General features: G+C 41.9%; 12 protein-coding genes. 9 read left to right on the top strand and 3 right to left on the bottom strand.

Translation table 11 applies throughout. The features are described from left to right. The first annotated feature begins 132 nt into the window (after positions 1–132). The 9 genes from dnaE to ACSC9N_RS05925 all read left to right on the top strand — a co-directional run bounded on the left by dnaE (position 133) and on the right by ACSC9N_RS05925 (position 13618). A complete protein-coding gene (dnaE, locus tag ACSC9N_RS05965) occupies positions 133–3702 on the top strand; it encodes a DNA polymerase III subunit alpha (RefSeq protein WP_010327056.1) in 3570 nt (1189 codons plus the stop codon). A gap of 33 nt (positions 3703–3735) precedes the next feature. Further along, the gene (locus ACSC9N_RS05960) at positions 3736–4584 is read left to right on the top strand and encodes an RNA methyltransferase (RefSeq protein ID WP_010327057.1); all 849 of its coding nucleotides are present in this window, start codon (positions 3736–3738) and stop codon (positions 4582–4584) included. Next, positions 4577–5386 (top strand): serine O-acetyltransferase, encoded by an 810-nt coding sequence (cysE, locus tag ACSC9N_RS05955; RefSeq protein WP_004696365.1) that lies wholly within the window; start codon positions 4577–4579, stop codon positions 5384–5386. Before ACSC9N_RS05960 ends, cysE begins: the two co-directional genes overlap by 8 nt. Before the next feature lie 123 nt (positions 5387–5509). Then, the gene (locus ACSC9N_RS05950) at positions 5510–6412 is read left to right on the top strand and encodes an ABUW_2363 family tetratricopeptide repeat lipoprotein (protein WP_029575058.1); all 903 of its coding nucleotides are present in this window, start codon (positions 5510–5512) and stop codon (positions 6410–6412) included. Positions 6413–6545: 133 nt separating this feature from the next. After that, positions 6546–8552: an esterase/lipase family protein gene (locus ACSC9N_RS05945; protein WP_029575059.1), complete on the top strand. Its 2007-nt coding sequence runs from the start codon at positions 6546–6548 to the stop codon at positions 8550–8552. A gap of 252 nt (positions 8553–8804) precedes the next feature. Further along, positions 8805–11438, top strand: a complete 2634-nt coding sequence (gene mutS, locus ACSC9N_RS05940) for a DNA mismatch repair protein MutS (RefSeq protein ID WP_010327060.1) — start codon at positions 8805–8807, stop codon at positions 11436–11438. Positions 11439–11645: 207 nt separating this feature from the next. Continuing rightward, the gene (gene fdxA, locus ACSC9N_RS05935) at positions 11646–11969 is read left to right on the top strand and encodes a ferredoxin FdxA (RefSeq protein WP_010327061.1); all 324 of its coding nucleotides are present in this window, start codon (positions 11646–11648) and stop codon (positions 11967–11969) included. A 132-nt stretch (positions 11970–12101) separates the two neighbouring features. Next, positions 12102–12821: a D-Ala-D-Ala carboxypeptidase family metallohydrolase gene (locus ACSC9N_RS05930; RefSeq protein ID WP_004982106.1), complete on the top strand. Its 720-nt coding sequence runs from the start codon at positions 12102–12104 to the stop codon at positions 12819–12821. Between the two features lie 131 nt (positions 12822–12952). Next, positions 12953–13618: an O-methyltransferase gene (locus ACSC9N_RS05925; protein ID WP_010327063.1), complete on the top strand. Its 666-nt coding sequence runs from the start codon at positions 12953–12955 to the stop codon at positions 13616–13618. 141 nt (positions 13619–13759) lie between these two features. Here the strand turns inward: ACSC9N_RS05925 and ACSC9N_RS05920 are convergent, their stop codons facing one another. The 3 genes from ACSC9N_RS05920 to ACSC9N_RS05910 all read right to left on the bottom strand — a co-directional run bounded on the left by ACSC9N_RS05920 (position 13760) and on the right by ACSC9N_RS05910 (position 15931). After that, a complete protein-coding gene (locus tag ACSC9N_RS05920) occupies positions 13760–14602 on the bottom strand; it encodes a universal stress protein (RefSeq protein WP_010327064.1) in 843 nt (280 codons plus the stop codon). A 128-nt stretch (positions 14603–14730) separates the two neighbouring features. Beyond that, entirely contained in the window at positions 14731–15342 is a 612-nt protein-coding gene (locus ACSC9N_RS05915) for an acyltransferase (protein WP_004982112.1), read from the bottom strand. Then, the gene (locus ACSC9N_RS05910) at positions 15335–15931 is read right to left on the bottom strand and encodes an IMPACT family protein (protein ID WP_010327065.1); all 597 of its coding nucleotides are present in this window, start codon (positions 15929–15931) and stop codon (positions 15335–15337) included. The genes ACSC9N_RS05915 and ACSC9N_RS05910 overlap by 8 nt, the downstream gene beginning before the upstream one ends. Positions 15932–15960 lie beyond the last annotated feature (29 nt).

The raw sequence follows: 15960 nt of genomic DNA, 5'->3' as shown, positions 1-15960 counted from the left end.
TAGAACTTACTGACAATAAAATAAACAGTCCAAACACTGTAGCCTATTAAATTTTGCCAATTCATTTGAATCGCACTCAGAATGAAGGCAGAGCATGTTAAACTATTCAGCGGTTTTTGCAGGGACTCACTTATGCACTTTGTACATCTTGGTATTCATACAGAATTTTCAATCACAGAATCAATTGTACGTATACCTGATTTAGTCAAAGCTGCTAAGGCAGAAGGTATGCCAGCCCTTGCCATTACTGACTTATCTAACTTACATGCTGCTGTAAAATTTTATGGTAAATGCTTAGATAATGGTATCAAACCGATTATGGGTTCAGAAGTTCGCTTGAACGATGCTGAACATCGCGTGACATTATTGGCGATGAGCAATGTTGGCTGGCGTAATCTAACCGAACTGGTTTCAGAAGGTTTTATCCGAGGTCAACAGCTTGATATTCCTTGCGTTGCAAAAGACTGGATTTTAGAACAAAACCATGACCTGATTGCGCTACTTGGCATGCGATCTGATGTCGGCAAAATGCTCTGTACATCGAATCCGCAAAAAGCCGAACCTTTACTCGAAGAATGGATTGCAAAGTTTGGCAATCGTGTTTATTTGGCTTTATGTCGAACAGAGCGTTCAGGTGAAGATGACTTCAACTATGAAGCCCTAAAACTGGCTAAAAAATACAATATTGGTGTAGTTGCGCACAACGATGTGCACTTCATGAAAGAAATAGACTTTGAAGCACACGAAGCCCGAGTCTGTATTGCCGATGGTTATGTATTAGGGGATAACCGCCGACCAAAAAATTACTCTCCAGAGCAATATTTTAAATCTGGCCAACAAATGGCGGAGTTATTTGCAGACATTCCCTCTGCAATTGAAAATACTTATCAGATCGCGAAGCGTTGTAACGTCACTCTGCAATTAGGTAAATACTTCCTGCCTGACTACCCTATTCCTGAAGGCCATACCATTGACACCTACTTTGCACATTTATCCAAAGAAGGTTTAGAAGAGCGTTTAGACTTTTTATATCCACCAGAAACGCGTGATGAATACTGGCCTCAAAAACGTAAAGAATACGATGATCGTTTAGAGTATGAAATCGGGACCATTCTTAAAATGGGTTTCCCAGGCTACTTCTTGATTGTCATGGACTTCATCCAATGGTCCAAAGGTAATGGCGTTCCCGTTGGTCCAGGTCGTGGTTCAGGTGCAGGTTCACTTGTTGCATACAGCTTAAAAATTACGGATCTTGATCCTCTCCCATACGGACTACTGTTCGAACGCTTCTTAAACCCAGAACGTGTTTCAATGCCCGATTTCGACGTCGATTTCTGTATTGCTGGTCGTGATCGTGTGATTGACTATGTTGCGCGTACATACGGACGCGATGCAGTATCACAAATTGCCACTTTCGGCACCATGGCAGCCAAAGGTGCTATTCGTGATGTGGCACGTGTCTTGGGTAAATCCTATGGTTTGGCAGACCGAATCTCAAAAATGATTCCGACTAAACCTTTAGGTTTAAGCCTCGAAGAATCCATTGAAGCAGAGCCACAACTTAAAGACATTGTCACCAACCCATCTAACCCAGACAATGACGATGCCGCTGAAATTTGGGAAATGGCATTAAAACTCGAAGGCATTACCCGTAACACAGGTAAACACGCAGGTGGCGTGGTCATTTCCCCAACTAAAATTACCGACTTTTCTGCCGTTCTATGTGACGCAGATGGTACAGGCCGTGTTGCGCAGTACGATAAAGACGACGTTGAATCTGCAGGTCTGGTGAAGTTCGACTTCTTGGGTCTACGTAACTTAACGGTCATTGAAGATGCCGTGAAGAATATCAATAAGCGCATTCAGTTAGATGTGCCTTTAGACATTGCGTTCATTCCGCTTGATGACAAAGATGCATACCTTATCTTTGCCAATGCCAACACCACAGCGGTCTTCCAGTTTGAATCCGTGGGCATGAAAAAAATGCTCAAGGAAGCACGTCCAAGCAAATTTGAAGAAATTATCGCCTTCGTATCCCTTTACCGTCCGGGTCCGATGGACCTGATTCCAGACTTTATCCACCGTATGCATGGTGGCGAGTTTGAATATCTTCACCCCCTACTTGAAGGTGTACTTGAGCCGACTTACGGCATTATGGTTTACCAAGAACAGGTAATGCAGGCAGCACAGTATTGTGCGGGCTATAGCTTGGGTGGTGCGGACTTACTTCGTCGTGCAATGGGTAAGAAAAAGCCCGAAGAAATGGTCAAACAGCGCCAAATTTTCACGGAAGGTGCAGCGAAAAAAGACATTGATGAAGCCACTGCCAACCATATTTTTGACTATATGGAAAAGTTCGCAGGTTATGGCTTTAACAAATCGCATGCCGCAGCTTATGCCTTAGTGGCCTATCAAACGGCATGGCTCAAAGCGCATTATCCAGCTGAATTCTTAGCAGCGGTGATGTCATCGGAAATGCAAAACACCGATAACGTGGTGTTCTTGATTGATGACTGTCGACACAACGATATAGAGGTATTGCCGCCTTCGGTCAATATGTCTATCTATCAATTCCATGCTTCGGACGATAAAACAATCGTCTATGGGCTCGGTGCGATTAAAGGCGTCGGTGAAGCGGCGATGCAGTCAGTCATTGACTCACGTATTCAAGATGGGCCATATCGTGATTTGTTTGATTTCTGCCACCGTATTGATCTGAAAAAAATTAATAAACGGACTTTAGAAGCGTTGATTCGATCAGGTGCTTTAGACTGCCTCGGCATTGAACGCTCAAGTCTAATGGCGCAACTACCTGAAGCGGTACAAGCGGCTGAACAAGCTCGCTCAAACCGTGAAACAGGTATCATGGACTTGTTTGGTGAAGTTGAAGAAGTACAACGTAAACCCGCTAAACCCGTTAAACCTTGGTCAGATGAAGTCCGTCTCAAAGGTGAAAAAGATACTCTAGGGTTGTATTTAACCGGCCACCCAATTGATGTCTATCGCACTGAGTTGAAAGCGTTTATTCCGAACAAAATCAATGAACTTACCCCAACCCGTCGTGGTGTTACTACGGTTTTTGCAGGTCTCGTGGTCGATGTAGCCAACTTCCCGAACCGAATGATGGTGACGTTGGATGATGGTACCTCACGAATTGAAGTCTCTGCGAATCATGAACGCTTTATGCGTTTTAAAGACATCATTCAAAATGAAAAAGTCGTGGTAATTGAAGGCGAAATTTACGAGCGTGAAGGTTTTGACCGTCCAATGGGACGCTTAACCAAAGCATTTACTCTGAATGAAATTCGTCAAAAACGCGCCAACTGTATTCAAATTCGTCTCGACCCAACACATAGTACAAAAACACTGAGTCAAGATTTAAAAAATATACTTGCACCCTTTTGTAATGTCGATATGTGTAATCACATCCCGCTGCAATTGCTATTGGACTACCCGTATGCCACGGCTGAATTGCACTTAGGGATCAATTGGAAAGTGGCACCGCTGGATGAACTACTTTCTAAACTGCGTGACTATTTTGGTAAAGAAAATCTTCATGTGGAATATCAAGTCAAATCCAAAGCAGCCAAAGCGGTGAGCTATGAAGAAGCCAAACCTGTAGATGTACCACCGCCCCCTGCGGATATGAGCATGGATGATGCCATTGACTTATATCAAGCTGAAGTCGGTCAGTTCTCTTAATTATTTAAATTTTAAAGATTCATTGGAAAAATCATGAGCCAATTTGACAATGCCGCTGTTTCAGCGCATCTCTCCCATGTGCGTATTGTCATGGTCAATACCACACTCCCTGCGAACATTGGTAGCGCACTGCGCGCCATGAAAACAATGGGACTCTCAAAGCTGGTGTTGGTTGCGCCAAAAACCTATCCACATCCCGATATTGATGCTTTGGCTGCGGGTGCAACTGATTTAATTGAGCAGATTGAAATCGTTGAAACCCTTGCCGATGCCATCAAAGACTGCCATTTAGTGTTTGGCACGAGTGCGCGTAGTCGTACCATTCCTTGGCCTTTGCTTGACGCACGCCCTGCGGCTGAAAAATCAATTTCAGCAGTGGTGAATGATCAGCAAGACGTTGCTGTTGTATTTGGCCGTGAAGACCGCGGACTGACCAACGAAGAACTGGCCATGGCTAACTATCATGTCACCATTCCTGTAAATACAGACTATGGTGTACTAAATGTGGCTCAAGCCATTCAAGTGATTTGTTATGAAATGCGTATGGCCACACTGGCTGCTGTGGAAAGCGGTGAAGATGAAGCTGCAACCATGCCTGTCACAGATACAGAGTCTATGCAATGGGATGAGCCTTTGGTCACCCATGAGCAAATGGAACAGTTCTACCCGCACATTGAAAAAATGTTGGCCGAGATTGAATTTTTAGACCCCAAAAATCCACGATTACTGCCTTTACGCTTGCGTCGTCTTTTTGGACGTATACAATTAGATCGTATGGAATATCATTTACTTCGTGGTATTTTTAGTCGTGTACAAGCCTTAAACAATGGCACATGGAAAAAGTCAAATACGGATCAAACAGAGGATCAATCTAATGCTTAAACAGCTCAAAGAAGATATACAAGCTGTATTCGCGCGCGATCCTGCGGCACGAAACACTTTAGAAGTTCTAACCACATATCCAGGCATTCATGCCTTGATCATGCACCGTATGGCGCATGAGTTATGGAAAAAAGAATGTAAAGGCTCAGCACGTTTATTGTCTTCTTTTAGCCGTTTTGCAACAGGTATTGAAATTCACCCGGGTGCTAAAATTGGTCGTCGTTTTTTTATTGACCATGGCATGGGCGTCGTGATTGGTGAAACCGCTGAAATTGGCGACGATGTGACCTTATATCACGGTGTCACTTTAGGTGGAACTACATGGAATAAAGGCAAACGTCACCCGACCTTAGAAGACGGCGTAGTGGTTGGTGCTGGTGCTAAAATTTTAGGCCCTTTTACTGTCGGTAAAAATGCGAAAGTCGGCTCAAATGCAGTCGTCACCAAAGCAGTTCCAGCCGACACGACCGCAGTTGGTAACCCTGCACGCTTTATTTCTAAAGATAAACCGAAAGATGAGGCAGAAACACGTCGTCGTGATTATGCAGAAAGTATTGGTTTCCAACCTTATGCTGCAACACAAGACCAGTCTGATCCAATTCTTGAAGGTATGCGTGTTCTACTTGACCGCATTCAGCTCAATGAAAAACGGATGAACACCTTATGCCAACGTTTGTCTTTGCTTGATCCAACCTTTAAAAAGCAACAACAAAATGAACAACCCTTTAGTGCTGAAGAATTGAAAATTTTGGAAGATGTACGCCGCGAATGTGAAGCTCAAAGCCTGCCATCCAATGACTAAACATGAAAAGTGTTAGTTTTTGAAAACCTGCCTATAGCAAACCTTGCATGTTCATCAGAGTTTTTTTAGACTGACGAACATGCCTTTTATACCACTTCTTAAAATAATGAATGGAAGAACCTTATGATGCTTAAACCCTTAGCGGTTGCTGTTCTTGCTGTCTCGTTTTTAACAGCGTGTAGCTCAAACCCAACGAAGAATAACAACGATACCATCGTTTTTACAGAGCCTGAATTAACTGCACCATTTTATGCACTCAATCCATTTAATTATGATGCGCCACCTCCATTTGAAATTAACTTAAAAAAAGCAGCGGCTCAGCCTGTAACAAAAATGGAAGTGACTCGCTCTGACGATCCATCTAAAAAAATGGTTTTAGACACCAATAAACTGATTATTCCAACCATAAACAGCAAAGACCGTCAATTAAAGTTTGCCGTACTGGCAGGCGACAATGAAGTCGACATTACTGAAATTGATGACTTCTTACAGTTGGCTGAAGGCAAAGCCCGTCACTACCCACCACGTTTTACAGAACGCCAAGAACGTAAAGGTTTTGAGTTAAAACTAAAAGAAGTGACACAACAGCTTGATACGTTAGCATCAAAAGACAATGCTTCATTTGATGTACTGGTCCGTGCATTCAAAGCCAGCGTTATGGCACGTAATTTAGACCTTGGTTCAGTCTATACCACCAAGTCTTTGGCTTATGCACAGCGTATTTTAAAAATTAACCAAGAAGACCCTGAAGCAAACTTCTGGTTCGGTTTTGCTTTGTCTGAAGGTGGTGGTCAACGCGAAGCAATGCCATACCTCGATAAAGCAATGAAAGCTGGTGTTCAAGAAGCATATTTAGCGACAGCAAATAACTACATCGCGATGGAACAAAAGAAAAATGCGGTGCAAACCTTGAAAAACTACAAATTGAAATATCCACAAGAAGCTGAAGTTGCGGATCGCTTGATTAATGAAATTGAAAAACAAGGTCGTTGGAATGTTTGGCAAGTTCTAAATACTGCAAAATAATTCCATCACTTCTGATGTACCTAAAAAATAGACCGAATTTTCGGTCTATTTTTATTTTAGGCGAATTGATAAATCCGAAAATTATCGTATGATTTAAAAAATTCAAAAGAATAAACGGTAGTCGATGCTTTTTATGCCTAAATACATCCGTAGCACCTTGATAGTAACTGCTCTATTTTCGCTCTTGAGTGGTTGCCAAGTGGTCAGTGTGAAAAATCAATCACTGAACGTCACGATTACCAATGAGCGTGAGAGTATTTTAACGCGAGATAAGCTCAGTGAAGCGAGTCTAAACGTGTTGTCCATGACAGGTCGAGAAGCCAAAATCTGTTCAGAGCAACCTGAAGAATGTGTCAGCGAACTCAGACAAATTCCACAAATTCAGGATGAACAACTCCTCTCTACTGCCAGCGAACTGTATCTCGCTAAAGCAATTTCCTTAGAAAAATCATCTACCTGTAAAGTGAGTATTTTAGCCAAGACTCAGTCCGAAGAAAAAAAAGCGCTACAAAAACAAAACTACCAAAGCTGCCTAGATGAGCAACTCGGCATGTTGGATAAAAGTATTCGCTATAGTTATGCCTACATGTTTAACACCAAACGTGGTCCCCAAGATCGTATTTTTGATAACCGACAAGTCCAACTGCGTGACTTTTATAACCAAGCTATCGCTAAACTTGTACATAGTTATGGACTACGCCATGAACCATCTGAAGTCGGTAATCAAATCAAAGTGGGACAAAGTATTTACCGCATAAATTACGATAACTACCCACTTTTAAAAAACCGTCAAGTTGAACAACTAATGTCAACTTACAATATGAACTTCTCAGGCCTCCGCTCTATCACGCGTCGCGATGGTTTTGGTTCAGAGTTTCTGATTGTTCTCCCACCTGAGCATAACGATACCTCACCTGAAAAAGCCAAATATATTGTCGATCCACTGCATTATCAGTACACCAATGGTCGTAATCCTAACATTCACAATGCCCGTTATTTAGCAGCGACTATTACCGCACAACCACGCTCTGCATCCAATATCGATGAGATCTTAAACAACCCTGAGTTTGAAATCTCAGCTTATGATCCCTATAAGTTTGAATCTGCGAAAATTGCAGGCAAAAGTTACCCTCTTGCTGCAAACTTTTCTGCGCCTTATGGCTTATGGTTGGCACAAAACAATTTAGGTAAAGCCGCGTATTTATCACTGATTGATCGTGATGCACGCCTCACTATGCCGCACCTATACATGCTTGAGCCGTACAACCCAAATAAAAAAGTGGTGGTGCTCGTTCACGGACTAGCCAGTAGTCCAGAGGCATGGATTCGTTTGACGAATGATGTCATGGGCGATCCCGTGCTACGTGAACACTATCAAGTCTGGCAAGTGTTCTACTCGACCAATATGCCAATTTTGGAAAGTCGTTTCCAAATCTATGCAATCATTCAACAAAGTTTTAATTTGGTCGATAGCAAAGCGCCTGCCAAAAAGGATGCCGTGCTAGTGGGTCATAGTATGGGCGGTATTATTGCGCGGCTTTTGGTAAGCGATGCTGACTTAACCCCTGCGGCAATGAAACTGCTACCCAATCGACGTGTGCAACAATTTAAAAATGATCCTCTGTTTAAATCGCGCCTCGACATTCAACCGATTCCAAATTTCAGTCGGGCCATTTTCTTAGCAGCGCCACATCGTGGGACAGAGTTTGCTGACCGCTGGTTTACCCTCGCGGCGCGTAAAGTCATTCGTCTACCAGGTGCATTTTTGGGGGCACTGACCGATGTTATACAAAGTAGTGACCCTGACCTACAAGAATTTATTAAAGATGTAGATAATGGACTCATACAAAATGGGCCAAGTGATCTCAGCAAGAACTCTAACTTCACTCGGTTAACTAAAAACGTCGTTCCATACAAAGGCATGAAATTCCACAGCATCATGGGGAATGCGACCAAAAGTGATGACATCAATATCATTACAGACGATGTCGTGCCTTATACGAGTGCCCATCTAGATGGTGCATTGTCTGAGAAGATTATTAAAGGTGGACATTCTATTCAAGAAACGCCTGAAGCTGTTCTTGAGATACGTCGTATCCTACGGTTGCAGCTGACTGAACTCGGTCTGTATAAGCCTTAAATCTTAAAAAGCCTAAACAGATGTTTAGGCTTTTTTATTTTTGCTTTACACCTAATGCCTACAGCAATAATCACTTGGCTGTTTAACAACTGTTCGCTTTATAGATGATTTATTGTTTAGTCGTTTTCAATTTTGCTAAGATATTGCCATTCATACAATAGCTGTTCATAGCGCATAAATACACACGGTAAGCGGTGTCGCTCGGTCTATTTTTATATTGTGCATTTTCAAAGATTTAAGGATTTCACCTACATGAGCAATTCGGGAATCATAACTGATTTGTCCACACTCACACCCATGATGCAACAGTACATGGGCGTCAAAATGCAACATCCGCACTCTTTGATGTTCTATCGTATGGGTGACTTCTACGAGCTGTTCTTTGAAGATGCACACAAGGCCGCTAAACTTCTCGGGATTACCCTGACCCATCGTGGCAAAGCCAATGGTGAACCCATCCCTATGGCAGGTGTTCCTTACCATGCAGCTGAAGGCTACCTTGCTCGCTTGGTGAAAAAAGGCGAAACCGTCGTTATTTGCGAGCAAATTGGTGAAGTCACAGGTAAGGCCCCTGTTGAACGTGGCGTTGTCCGGATTATTACCCCAGGTACACTGACAGATGATGCCTTACTGACTGCACATCAAAGTTCAAATCTTGTCGCGCTTTGCGTACAACAAAACGAAATTGGTATTGCGCTGTTAGATTTAAGTGCAGGTTTATTCAAAGTTCAGCAACAAGAGTTTCAGCTTGAGCAACTCGGTATTGAACTGTCTCGTCTGATGCCAAGTGAAATTTTGGTCGATGAAAATATTGTCGACCCCAATATCATTGAACACATTAAAAAACTGCTCGACTGCCCTGTAACACGCCGTCCCAATGTCGACTTTAATTTAAACAATGCACAAAAAACTTTATGTGATCAGTTTGCTGTATCGACTTTAGCTGGTTTCGGTATTGACCATTTGCCGCTTGCCAAAGCAGCAGCAGCATCGCTGATTCATTATGCCAAAGAAACGCAAAAAACAGCCTTACCGCATATTCGCTCTATTCAGCTTGAACAAAGCAGTGATTTCATTGCGCTTGACCCTGTGACACGTAGAAACTTAGAGCTAGTTGAGCCTCTGTTTGAACACGGCACGTCATTATTTCAACTCATCAATGACTGTCAAACGGCAATGGGTGGACGTTTACTTAGTCGTACACTGATGCAACCGTTACGTGATACCAAGCTCTTAGACGCACGTTTAGATGCCACTAAGAGTCTTGTGGATGGTTACCATGAATCACCAGTCCGTTTAGTATTAAAAGAGATTGGAGACATCGAACGTGTCCTCAGTCGGGTGGCTTTAGGTAGCGCCCGTCCGCGTGACTTAGTGCAACTGCGCCAAGCCTGTGCGCAAGTCCCTTATTTACGTCATGCCATTCAACCCGTGATTCAAAGTAAACAGTCCGCACTCATTACCCAATTGAATGAGGAATTGGGTGATTTCCATGGCTTACATCAACGTTTAATGTCTGCCATCGTTGAACATCCACCTGTGCTTTTACGAGATGGAAATGTGATAGCGGAAGGTTTTGATCATGAACTCGATGAACTCCGTAAAATCCGCGATCATGCAGGACAGTACTTGATCGACCTTGAAATTCAAGAACGTCAAAATACTGGAATTTCGACCTTAAAAATTGGTTATAACCGTGTCAGTGGGTATTATATTGAACTGACCCGTGCACAAGCCGAGCAAGCACCTGATCACTACATTCGTCGTCAAACCTTGAAAAATGCTGAGCGTTATATCACCCCTGAGCTAAAAACATTTGAAGACAAAGTGCTTTCGAGTGAATCCCGTGCATTAGCTCGCGAAAAAATGCTGTTCGAAATGCTTTTAGATGAACTGCGCGCCGAGATTGGGCATTTACAAATGATGAGCAGCGCTATTGCGCAGATCGACCTCTTAGCCAACTTTGCACATCAGGCTCGCTTACGCAATTGGTCACGTCCTGAGTATAGTCCAGAAATTGGGGTTAAAATTATTGCGGGACGTCATCCAGTGGTTGAGGCTTTGAACAAAGCCTCATTTACACCGAATGACACGACACTTGATTTTAACCACCGCATGGCCATTATTACGGGTCCTAACATGGGCGGTAAATCAACCTTTATGCGTCAAACGGCTTTAATTAGCCTATTGGCCTATTGTGGCTCATATGTACCAGCCCAATCAGCAGTCTTAGGTCCTATTGATCGAATCTTTACCCGTATTGGTTCTGCGGACGACCTATCTACAGGCAAATCGACCTTTATGGTGGAAATGACTGAGACCTCGCAAATCCTACATCATGCAACCAATCAGTCGCTGGTTCTGATGGATGAAGTTGGTCGTGGCACCAGTACCTATGATGGTTTATCCTTGGCATGGGCTTGCGTACTTGACTTAACCAAACGCATTAAATGCTTATGTTTATTTGCCACACATTACTTTGAACTAACCGAGCTAGCCAAAGAAACTGCTATTGATAACTACCATGTCACCGCAAAAGAACTCAATGGCAACCTCATTTTGTTACATAAAGTCCAACATGGGCCAGCGAGCCAAAGTCACGGCTTACAGGTAGCAAAATTGGCGGGTATTCCTGCCAGTGTGATCAAAGAAGCACAAAATCGTCTGAAAATTTTAGAGAAGCAACAGCTGCAAAAACCTAAAGTCGTTCAAAATGATTTGTTTGCCGCGATAGAAACACCTGAACTTGAAATCATTGAACGTGTGGTCGAAATTGAGAAGCCTTCTGCCGCACTTGAACTACTCAAGAGCATTGATGTCGATAACTTAAGTCCACGTGAAGCCTTACAGCAGCTTTATGCATTGAAAGATCAGCTACATTCATAGTAGTTTTCTATTTTTGTAAACCGTCTAGACCGTCAAAATGACGGTCTTTTTTATTGTAAAAAGCAATTTTCAGCAGAATGTTCAGTTTTTATCAAATTTAACAGCCGTGCATATAACAAATATCAATAAAAGCAATTGTTAGTTGGTGCTGTTTTTGCCTAAAATACACATTAGTTATTAGAACCATATTTTTAGGTAGCCTTCGCCATGACCTTTGTTGTCACTGAAAATTGTATTAAATGTAAATATCAAGACTGCGTAGAAGTTTGTCCAGTAGACTGTTTCTATGAAGGTCCAAACTTTCTAGTGATCAATCCTGATGAATGTATCGATTGCGCACTGTGTGAACCTGAATGTCCAGCAAATGCAATTTTCTCTGAAGATGAACTGCCAGAAGGTCAAGAAGTATTTATTGAACTAAATGCTGAGTTATCACAAACTTGGCCGAACATTACCCAGATTGGTGACCAACCTGCTGACCGTGAAGAATGGAACGGTAAAACAGATAAGTTACAATATTTAGAAAAGTAAGCCAGAAAAAGATCAGCATAAGCTGATCTTTTTTTATACCTAAAACACACATTTGATTGCAATATTTCCAATTTTTCCTCACAAATTTGGATTAAAATAATAGGCGTATTTTTTAAATATTTGATTTCTATAATGAAGAAATTTTTAAAGGGATTATTTGCGGTTAGCATAATCCCCTTGGTGATGATTGGCTGTACGACTTCATCCCACAAAGGCCAGACCATCACAACTCCTGATGGAAAACGTATTTTTATCCCACAAGAGAAAATTAGTTTTGACCGCCCTGCTCCACCTAAAATTATTCCTTATACCTACAATGCTTGGATGTCTGTCGGTGACACGCTAGCACGCGTACGTGAGTATGAAGTTTTTCTTGAACGCAATGGCGTGGGAAATATCATCCCAAGCTTTGAACTGCTCAGAACAGCACGTGACTGGCAAAAATGTGGTCGTTCACAATACATGATCCCGAACCGTGAACTTTGGAAAAACCAAATTGCGACCTTAAAAGTATTTAAATATTTAGTTGCAGCCAAAGTACTGACTGATTTTGAAGTCACTTCAGTTTATCGTGATCTACCTTTAAACCAATGTGCTGGCGGTGCAAACTCATCCCGCCACTTATTCAATTCTGCCATCGATTTTCGAATTGGGTCTGAAAACCCGCAACCCGAAGATTATGCTTATATTGAAAATACAAAATATCGTCTATGCCAATTTTGGACCCAACATGGTCAGAGCTTGAACATGGGCTTAGGTTTATATGCTTCTGGTCAGATTCACATTGATACCCAAGGATATCGTACATGGGGCCCAGACCTCAGTCGCAATTCTTCGATGTGTAGTTACTAGTTTTTAAAAATTAAAAGAGGTCAATATGACCTCTTTTTTTGAGCATTGATTTCAACAAATATGGTCGGAAAAATTGCACTCTGAAAATAAAAGTTTAAAATGCTCCACATCGCAACCAAGGTGAACATGCTATGCAACAAATGTGGACAGAGATTGATAACTATATCGATGCACATTTAATTCCTGAAGACCCCATTCTACTGCAAACTTTAGAAAATACAGAGAAGCATGGTTTTCCAGATCACTTAGCTGTTGCACCCAACCAAGGTATGCTTTTACAGATGTTGATTCAAATGAATCAGTGTAAACGTGTGCTAGAACTCGGCACTTTTGCTGCCTATAGCACCATGTGGTTAGCGCGTGCTTTACCTGAAGACGGCTATATTTTAACGATTGAAGGGCGTGATACGCATGCCGCGATGGGTCAAGAAAATATTGACAAAGCTCAGCTTAAACAAACCATTGAACTCAAATGTGGACGTGCAGCAGATATCCTTAAATCACTGCCTGCAGACATTGAACCTTTCGACTTTATTTTTATTGATGCCGATAAACAAAGCTACCCAGAGTATTTGGAATTAAGCCTGAACCTATCTCATTCAGGTACTTTGATTTTCCTCGATAACGTAATTCGTGCAGGCGATATTATCAATCCTGAAAATCATAAACCAAGTATTGAAGGGATTCGAGATATGTTCAAAGCGATGCAAAACCATCCGAAAATTTTGTCGTGCACCGCACTTCAAACGGTCGGTAGCAAAGGACATGATGGATTTGCCTTAGCCATTGTAAAATAAGCCAAAACTTAGATTAAAAAACAATCGATTAATTTAAGCTTATATAAATTATAAACTTACATTTACTGTCCATATAGTTATCCACAATTAATGAGGATAACTATGGATAAAACAGTTCCAATTCAGAGAAATCACTCTAAATTAACGGGCAACCAGTAAAGGAACTTTGGCATTCCTAAAAATAGTGGTTGCAATGCTGCCCAAGAAGAACTGATGAATTTTACTGTGGCTGAACGCACCGAGCACAATCAGTTGTATGCCATGCTCATTTTGGTATTCCAGAATATTTTCAGCCACGTCACCATAACGATATTCTGTAATCACATCCAAATTCGCATCTTTCAAATACTGTTCAGGTTCTCTTAAAATTTCAGGGTGGTCACCGACATAGACCAAATGGCATTGTAAGAGGTGCAGTAGATCACTTTGCGCAATCCGCTTCATCATCTTCACACACGTCGGTGAATACTCGTAGGCAAAGATAAAGCGCGTAGGTGGCTTAAAGCTATCACCTACCGTCATGACGGTACAATTTGCACCACGGATAAAGTTTTCAACATTACTGCCCAATGGTTTATTGCGTTCAGCCGATTTCTCACCCACACGGCCAATCACCACAATGTCATCTTCGTGCAATAAGTTAAAACTTTGCTCTAGAAAGTCACCCTTTTCTTGAATATGCGTTGTATGTAGGCCATGCGTTTCGAGAATGAGTTTCGAAATATGATCGAGTAAATTATTGCTATAACTGAGCGCAAGTTCACTTTGTTTTTGCTCTAATTCAGCCAGCTCTTTGAGCAACATTGCATTGCTTTCAAATCCAATTACCCCGCTAATTTCACCTAAGTGATAACTTGCAGGATAATAATCCAAAACTTGTAAAAGGACCAATTCCCGCCCAGTCTGCTTTGCGATCCACGCCGCAGCTTCTGCTAGGGCATTGATACAAGGGGAAGAATCGATACATGCAATGACTCGTTTCATTATCGCCTCTCATTACACCGCATTTGGTATAAGGTCTCATTGTTGTTCTAAACTTAGCATATCTTTTTTTTTGATGGCAGGTTTTTATGTAATTAAGTATTGATAAATGTTCAATATTCTTTGATATCTTAATCACGTAAACGAATAAACTGAGCAGGATTGCCAGCAACAATCGATTGCTCCGCGATATCTTTGGTTACCATACTATTCATTCCCACCACTGCATGTGCACCAATTTTCACTCCATCTTTCACGCCCACATGCGCACCCAACCAAACATCCCGTCCAATTTCTATCCCTTGTGAACGCACAGGTTGTTGATAAATCGGATTACTGAGTGCCATGCCATGATCAAAGGCATATAAGTGACAATAAGCCGCAATACGCACTTGATCATGTAACTTAATCCCCACACGACCACCATCTAAAATACAATGGTGGTTGATCGCGACTTCGCTGCCAATATCTAAAGGCCCATGCAAAGTACAATCGGCAGCAATAAACGTGTTGTCCCCAATGACAATTTTTCGACCAGGCTCTGCAAATATGTGTGCCAATGGAGAAATAAAACAGTTTTGACCAATTTCAACGGTTTCCATTTCCATTAGATAAGCTTGGTATTCTTGCTGCCACTCTTCCGCCCACACGCGGTTTTTAGGCTTGAGCGACCAATACAACCAGGGCATATAGTTTAAGCGGTGCTTATGCTGCTCACGATATTTTAATAAGGGATCAGTCATGATGGTCATCCACAATTTTTAACGCTTCACGTCCACGGGTTACATCTTGTATTTTAAGTGCGAGCGCTTCAATCTGATGCACTTGTAATAATGCCTCTACAAGCACGCCATCCGCAGTATATTGCTCATTAAATTCAATCTGCTGGCTATTCAGCTCGTACTGGAAAATCGCCCATTCATTAAATTGGCAGGCAAAATACACTTTTTTCTTCTCAATAAGCTCTATTTTTTCAGCCAACAGTAAACACTGTCCTGCTGTTCCACCATAAGCACGTACCAGCCCGCCTGTACCTAACTTGACACCACCATACCAACGATTGACTAAAACCAAAATATTGGTTAGTTCATTGCCTTCAATGGTCGCTAAAATAGGACGACCTGCAGTACCTGAGGGTTCACCGTCATCATTAAAACGAACATTGTGGCCAATTTTCCATGCCCAGCACTGATGCGTGGTACCGATATCTTTATATTGCTCTAGAAAATCTTTAACAGCTTGTTCATTTTCTACAGGCACAGCAAAAGCTTGAAAACGACTTTTTTTAATGTCTTCTTCATAGCTCACTAAACTAGAGATGGTAAATGGCATAGCGTAATTTTTAAAAATTTCACAAAAAA

The organism is Acinetobacter sp. PC34 (assembly GCF_051789135.1).
Lineage (GTDB): Bacteria > Pseudomonadota > Gammaproteobacteria > Pseudomonadales > Moraxellaceae > Acinetobacter > Acinetobacter johnsonii.
Note: the sequence above shows the minus strand (reverse complement) of the source record. Positions and strands in the feature narration are given on the sequence as shown.

Excerpts from the sequence above, each read along its gene's own strand:
- ACSC9N_RS05930 (WP_004982106.1), top strand. The coding sequence starts at position 12,102 with ATGAAGAAATTTTTAAAGGGATTATTTGCGGTTAGCATAATCCCCTTG.
- ACSC9N_RS05960 (WP_010327057.1), top strand. The coding sequence starts at position 3,736 with ATGAGCCAATTTGACAATGCCGCTGTTTCAGCGCATCTCTCCCATGTG.
- fdxA (WP_010327061.1), top strand. The coding sequence starts at position 11,646 with ATGACCTTTGTTGTCACTGAAAATTGTATTAAATGTAAATATCAAGAC.
- ACSC9N_RS05920 (WP_010327064.1), bottom strand. The coding sequence starts at position 14,602 with ATGAAACGAGTCATTGCATGTATCGATTCTTCCCCTTGTATCAATGCC.
- ACSC9N_RS05915 (WP_004982112.1), bottom strand. The coding sequence starts at position 15,342 with ATGACTGATCCCTTATTAAAATATCGTGAGCAGCATAAGCACCGCTTA.
- dnaE (WP_010327056.1), top strand. The coding sequence starts at position 133 with ATGCACTTTGTACATCTTGGTATTCATACAGAATTTTCAATCACAGAA.
- ACSC9N_RS05910 (WP_010327065.1), bottom strand. The coding sequence starts at position 15,931 with ATGCCATTTACCATCTCTAGTTTAGTGAGCTATGAAGAAGACATTAAA.
- mutS (WP_010327060.1), top strand. The coding sequence starts at position 8,805 with ATGAGCAATTCGGGAATCATAACTGATTTGTCCACACTCACACCCATG.
- ACSC9N_RS05945 (WP_029575059.1), top strand. The coding sequence starts at position 6,546 with ATGCCTAAATACATCCGTAGCACCTTGATAGTAACTGCTCTATTTTCG.
- ACSC9N_RS05950 (WP_029575058.1), top strand. The coding sequence starts at position 5,510 with ATGATGCTTAAACCCTTAGCGGTTGCTGTTCTTGCTGTCTCGTTTTTA.
- cysE (WP_004696365.1), top strand. The coding sequence starts at position 4,577 with ATGCTTAAACAGCTCAAAGAAGATATACAAGCTGTATTCGCGCGCGAT.
- ACSC9N_RS05925 (WP_010327063.1), top strand. The coding sequence starts at position 12,953 with ATGCAACAAATGTGGACAGAGATTGATAACTATATCGATGCACATTTA.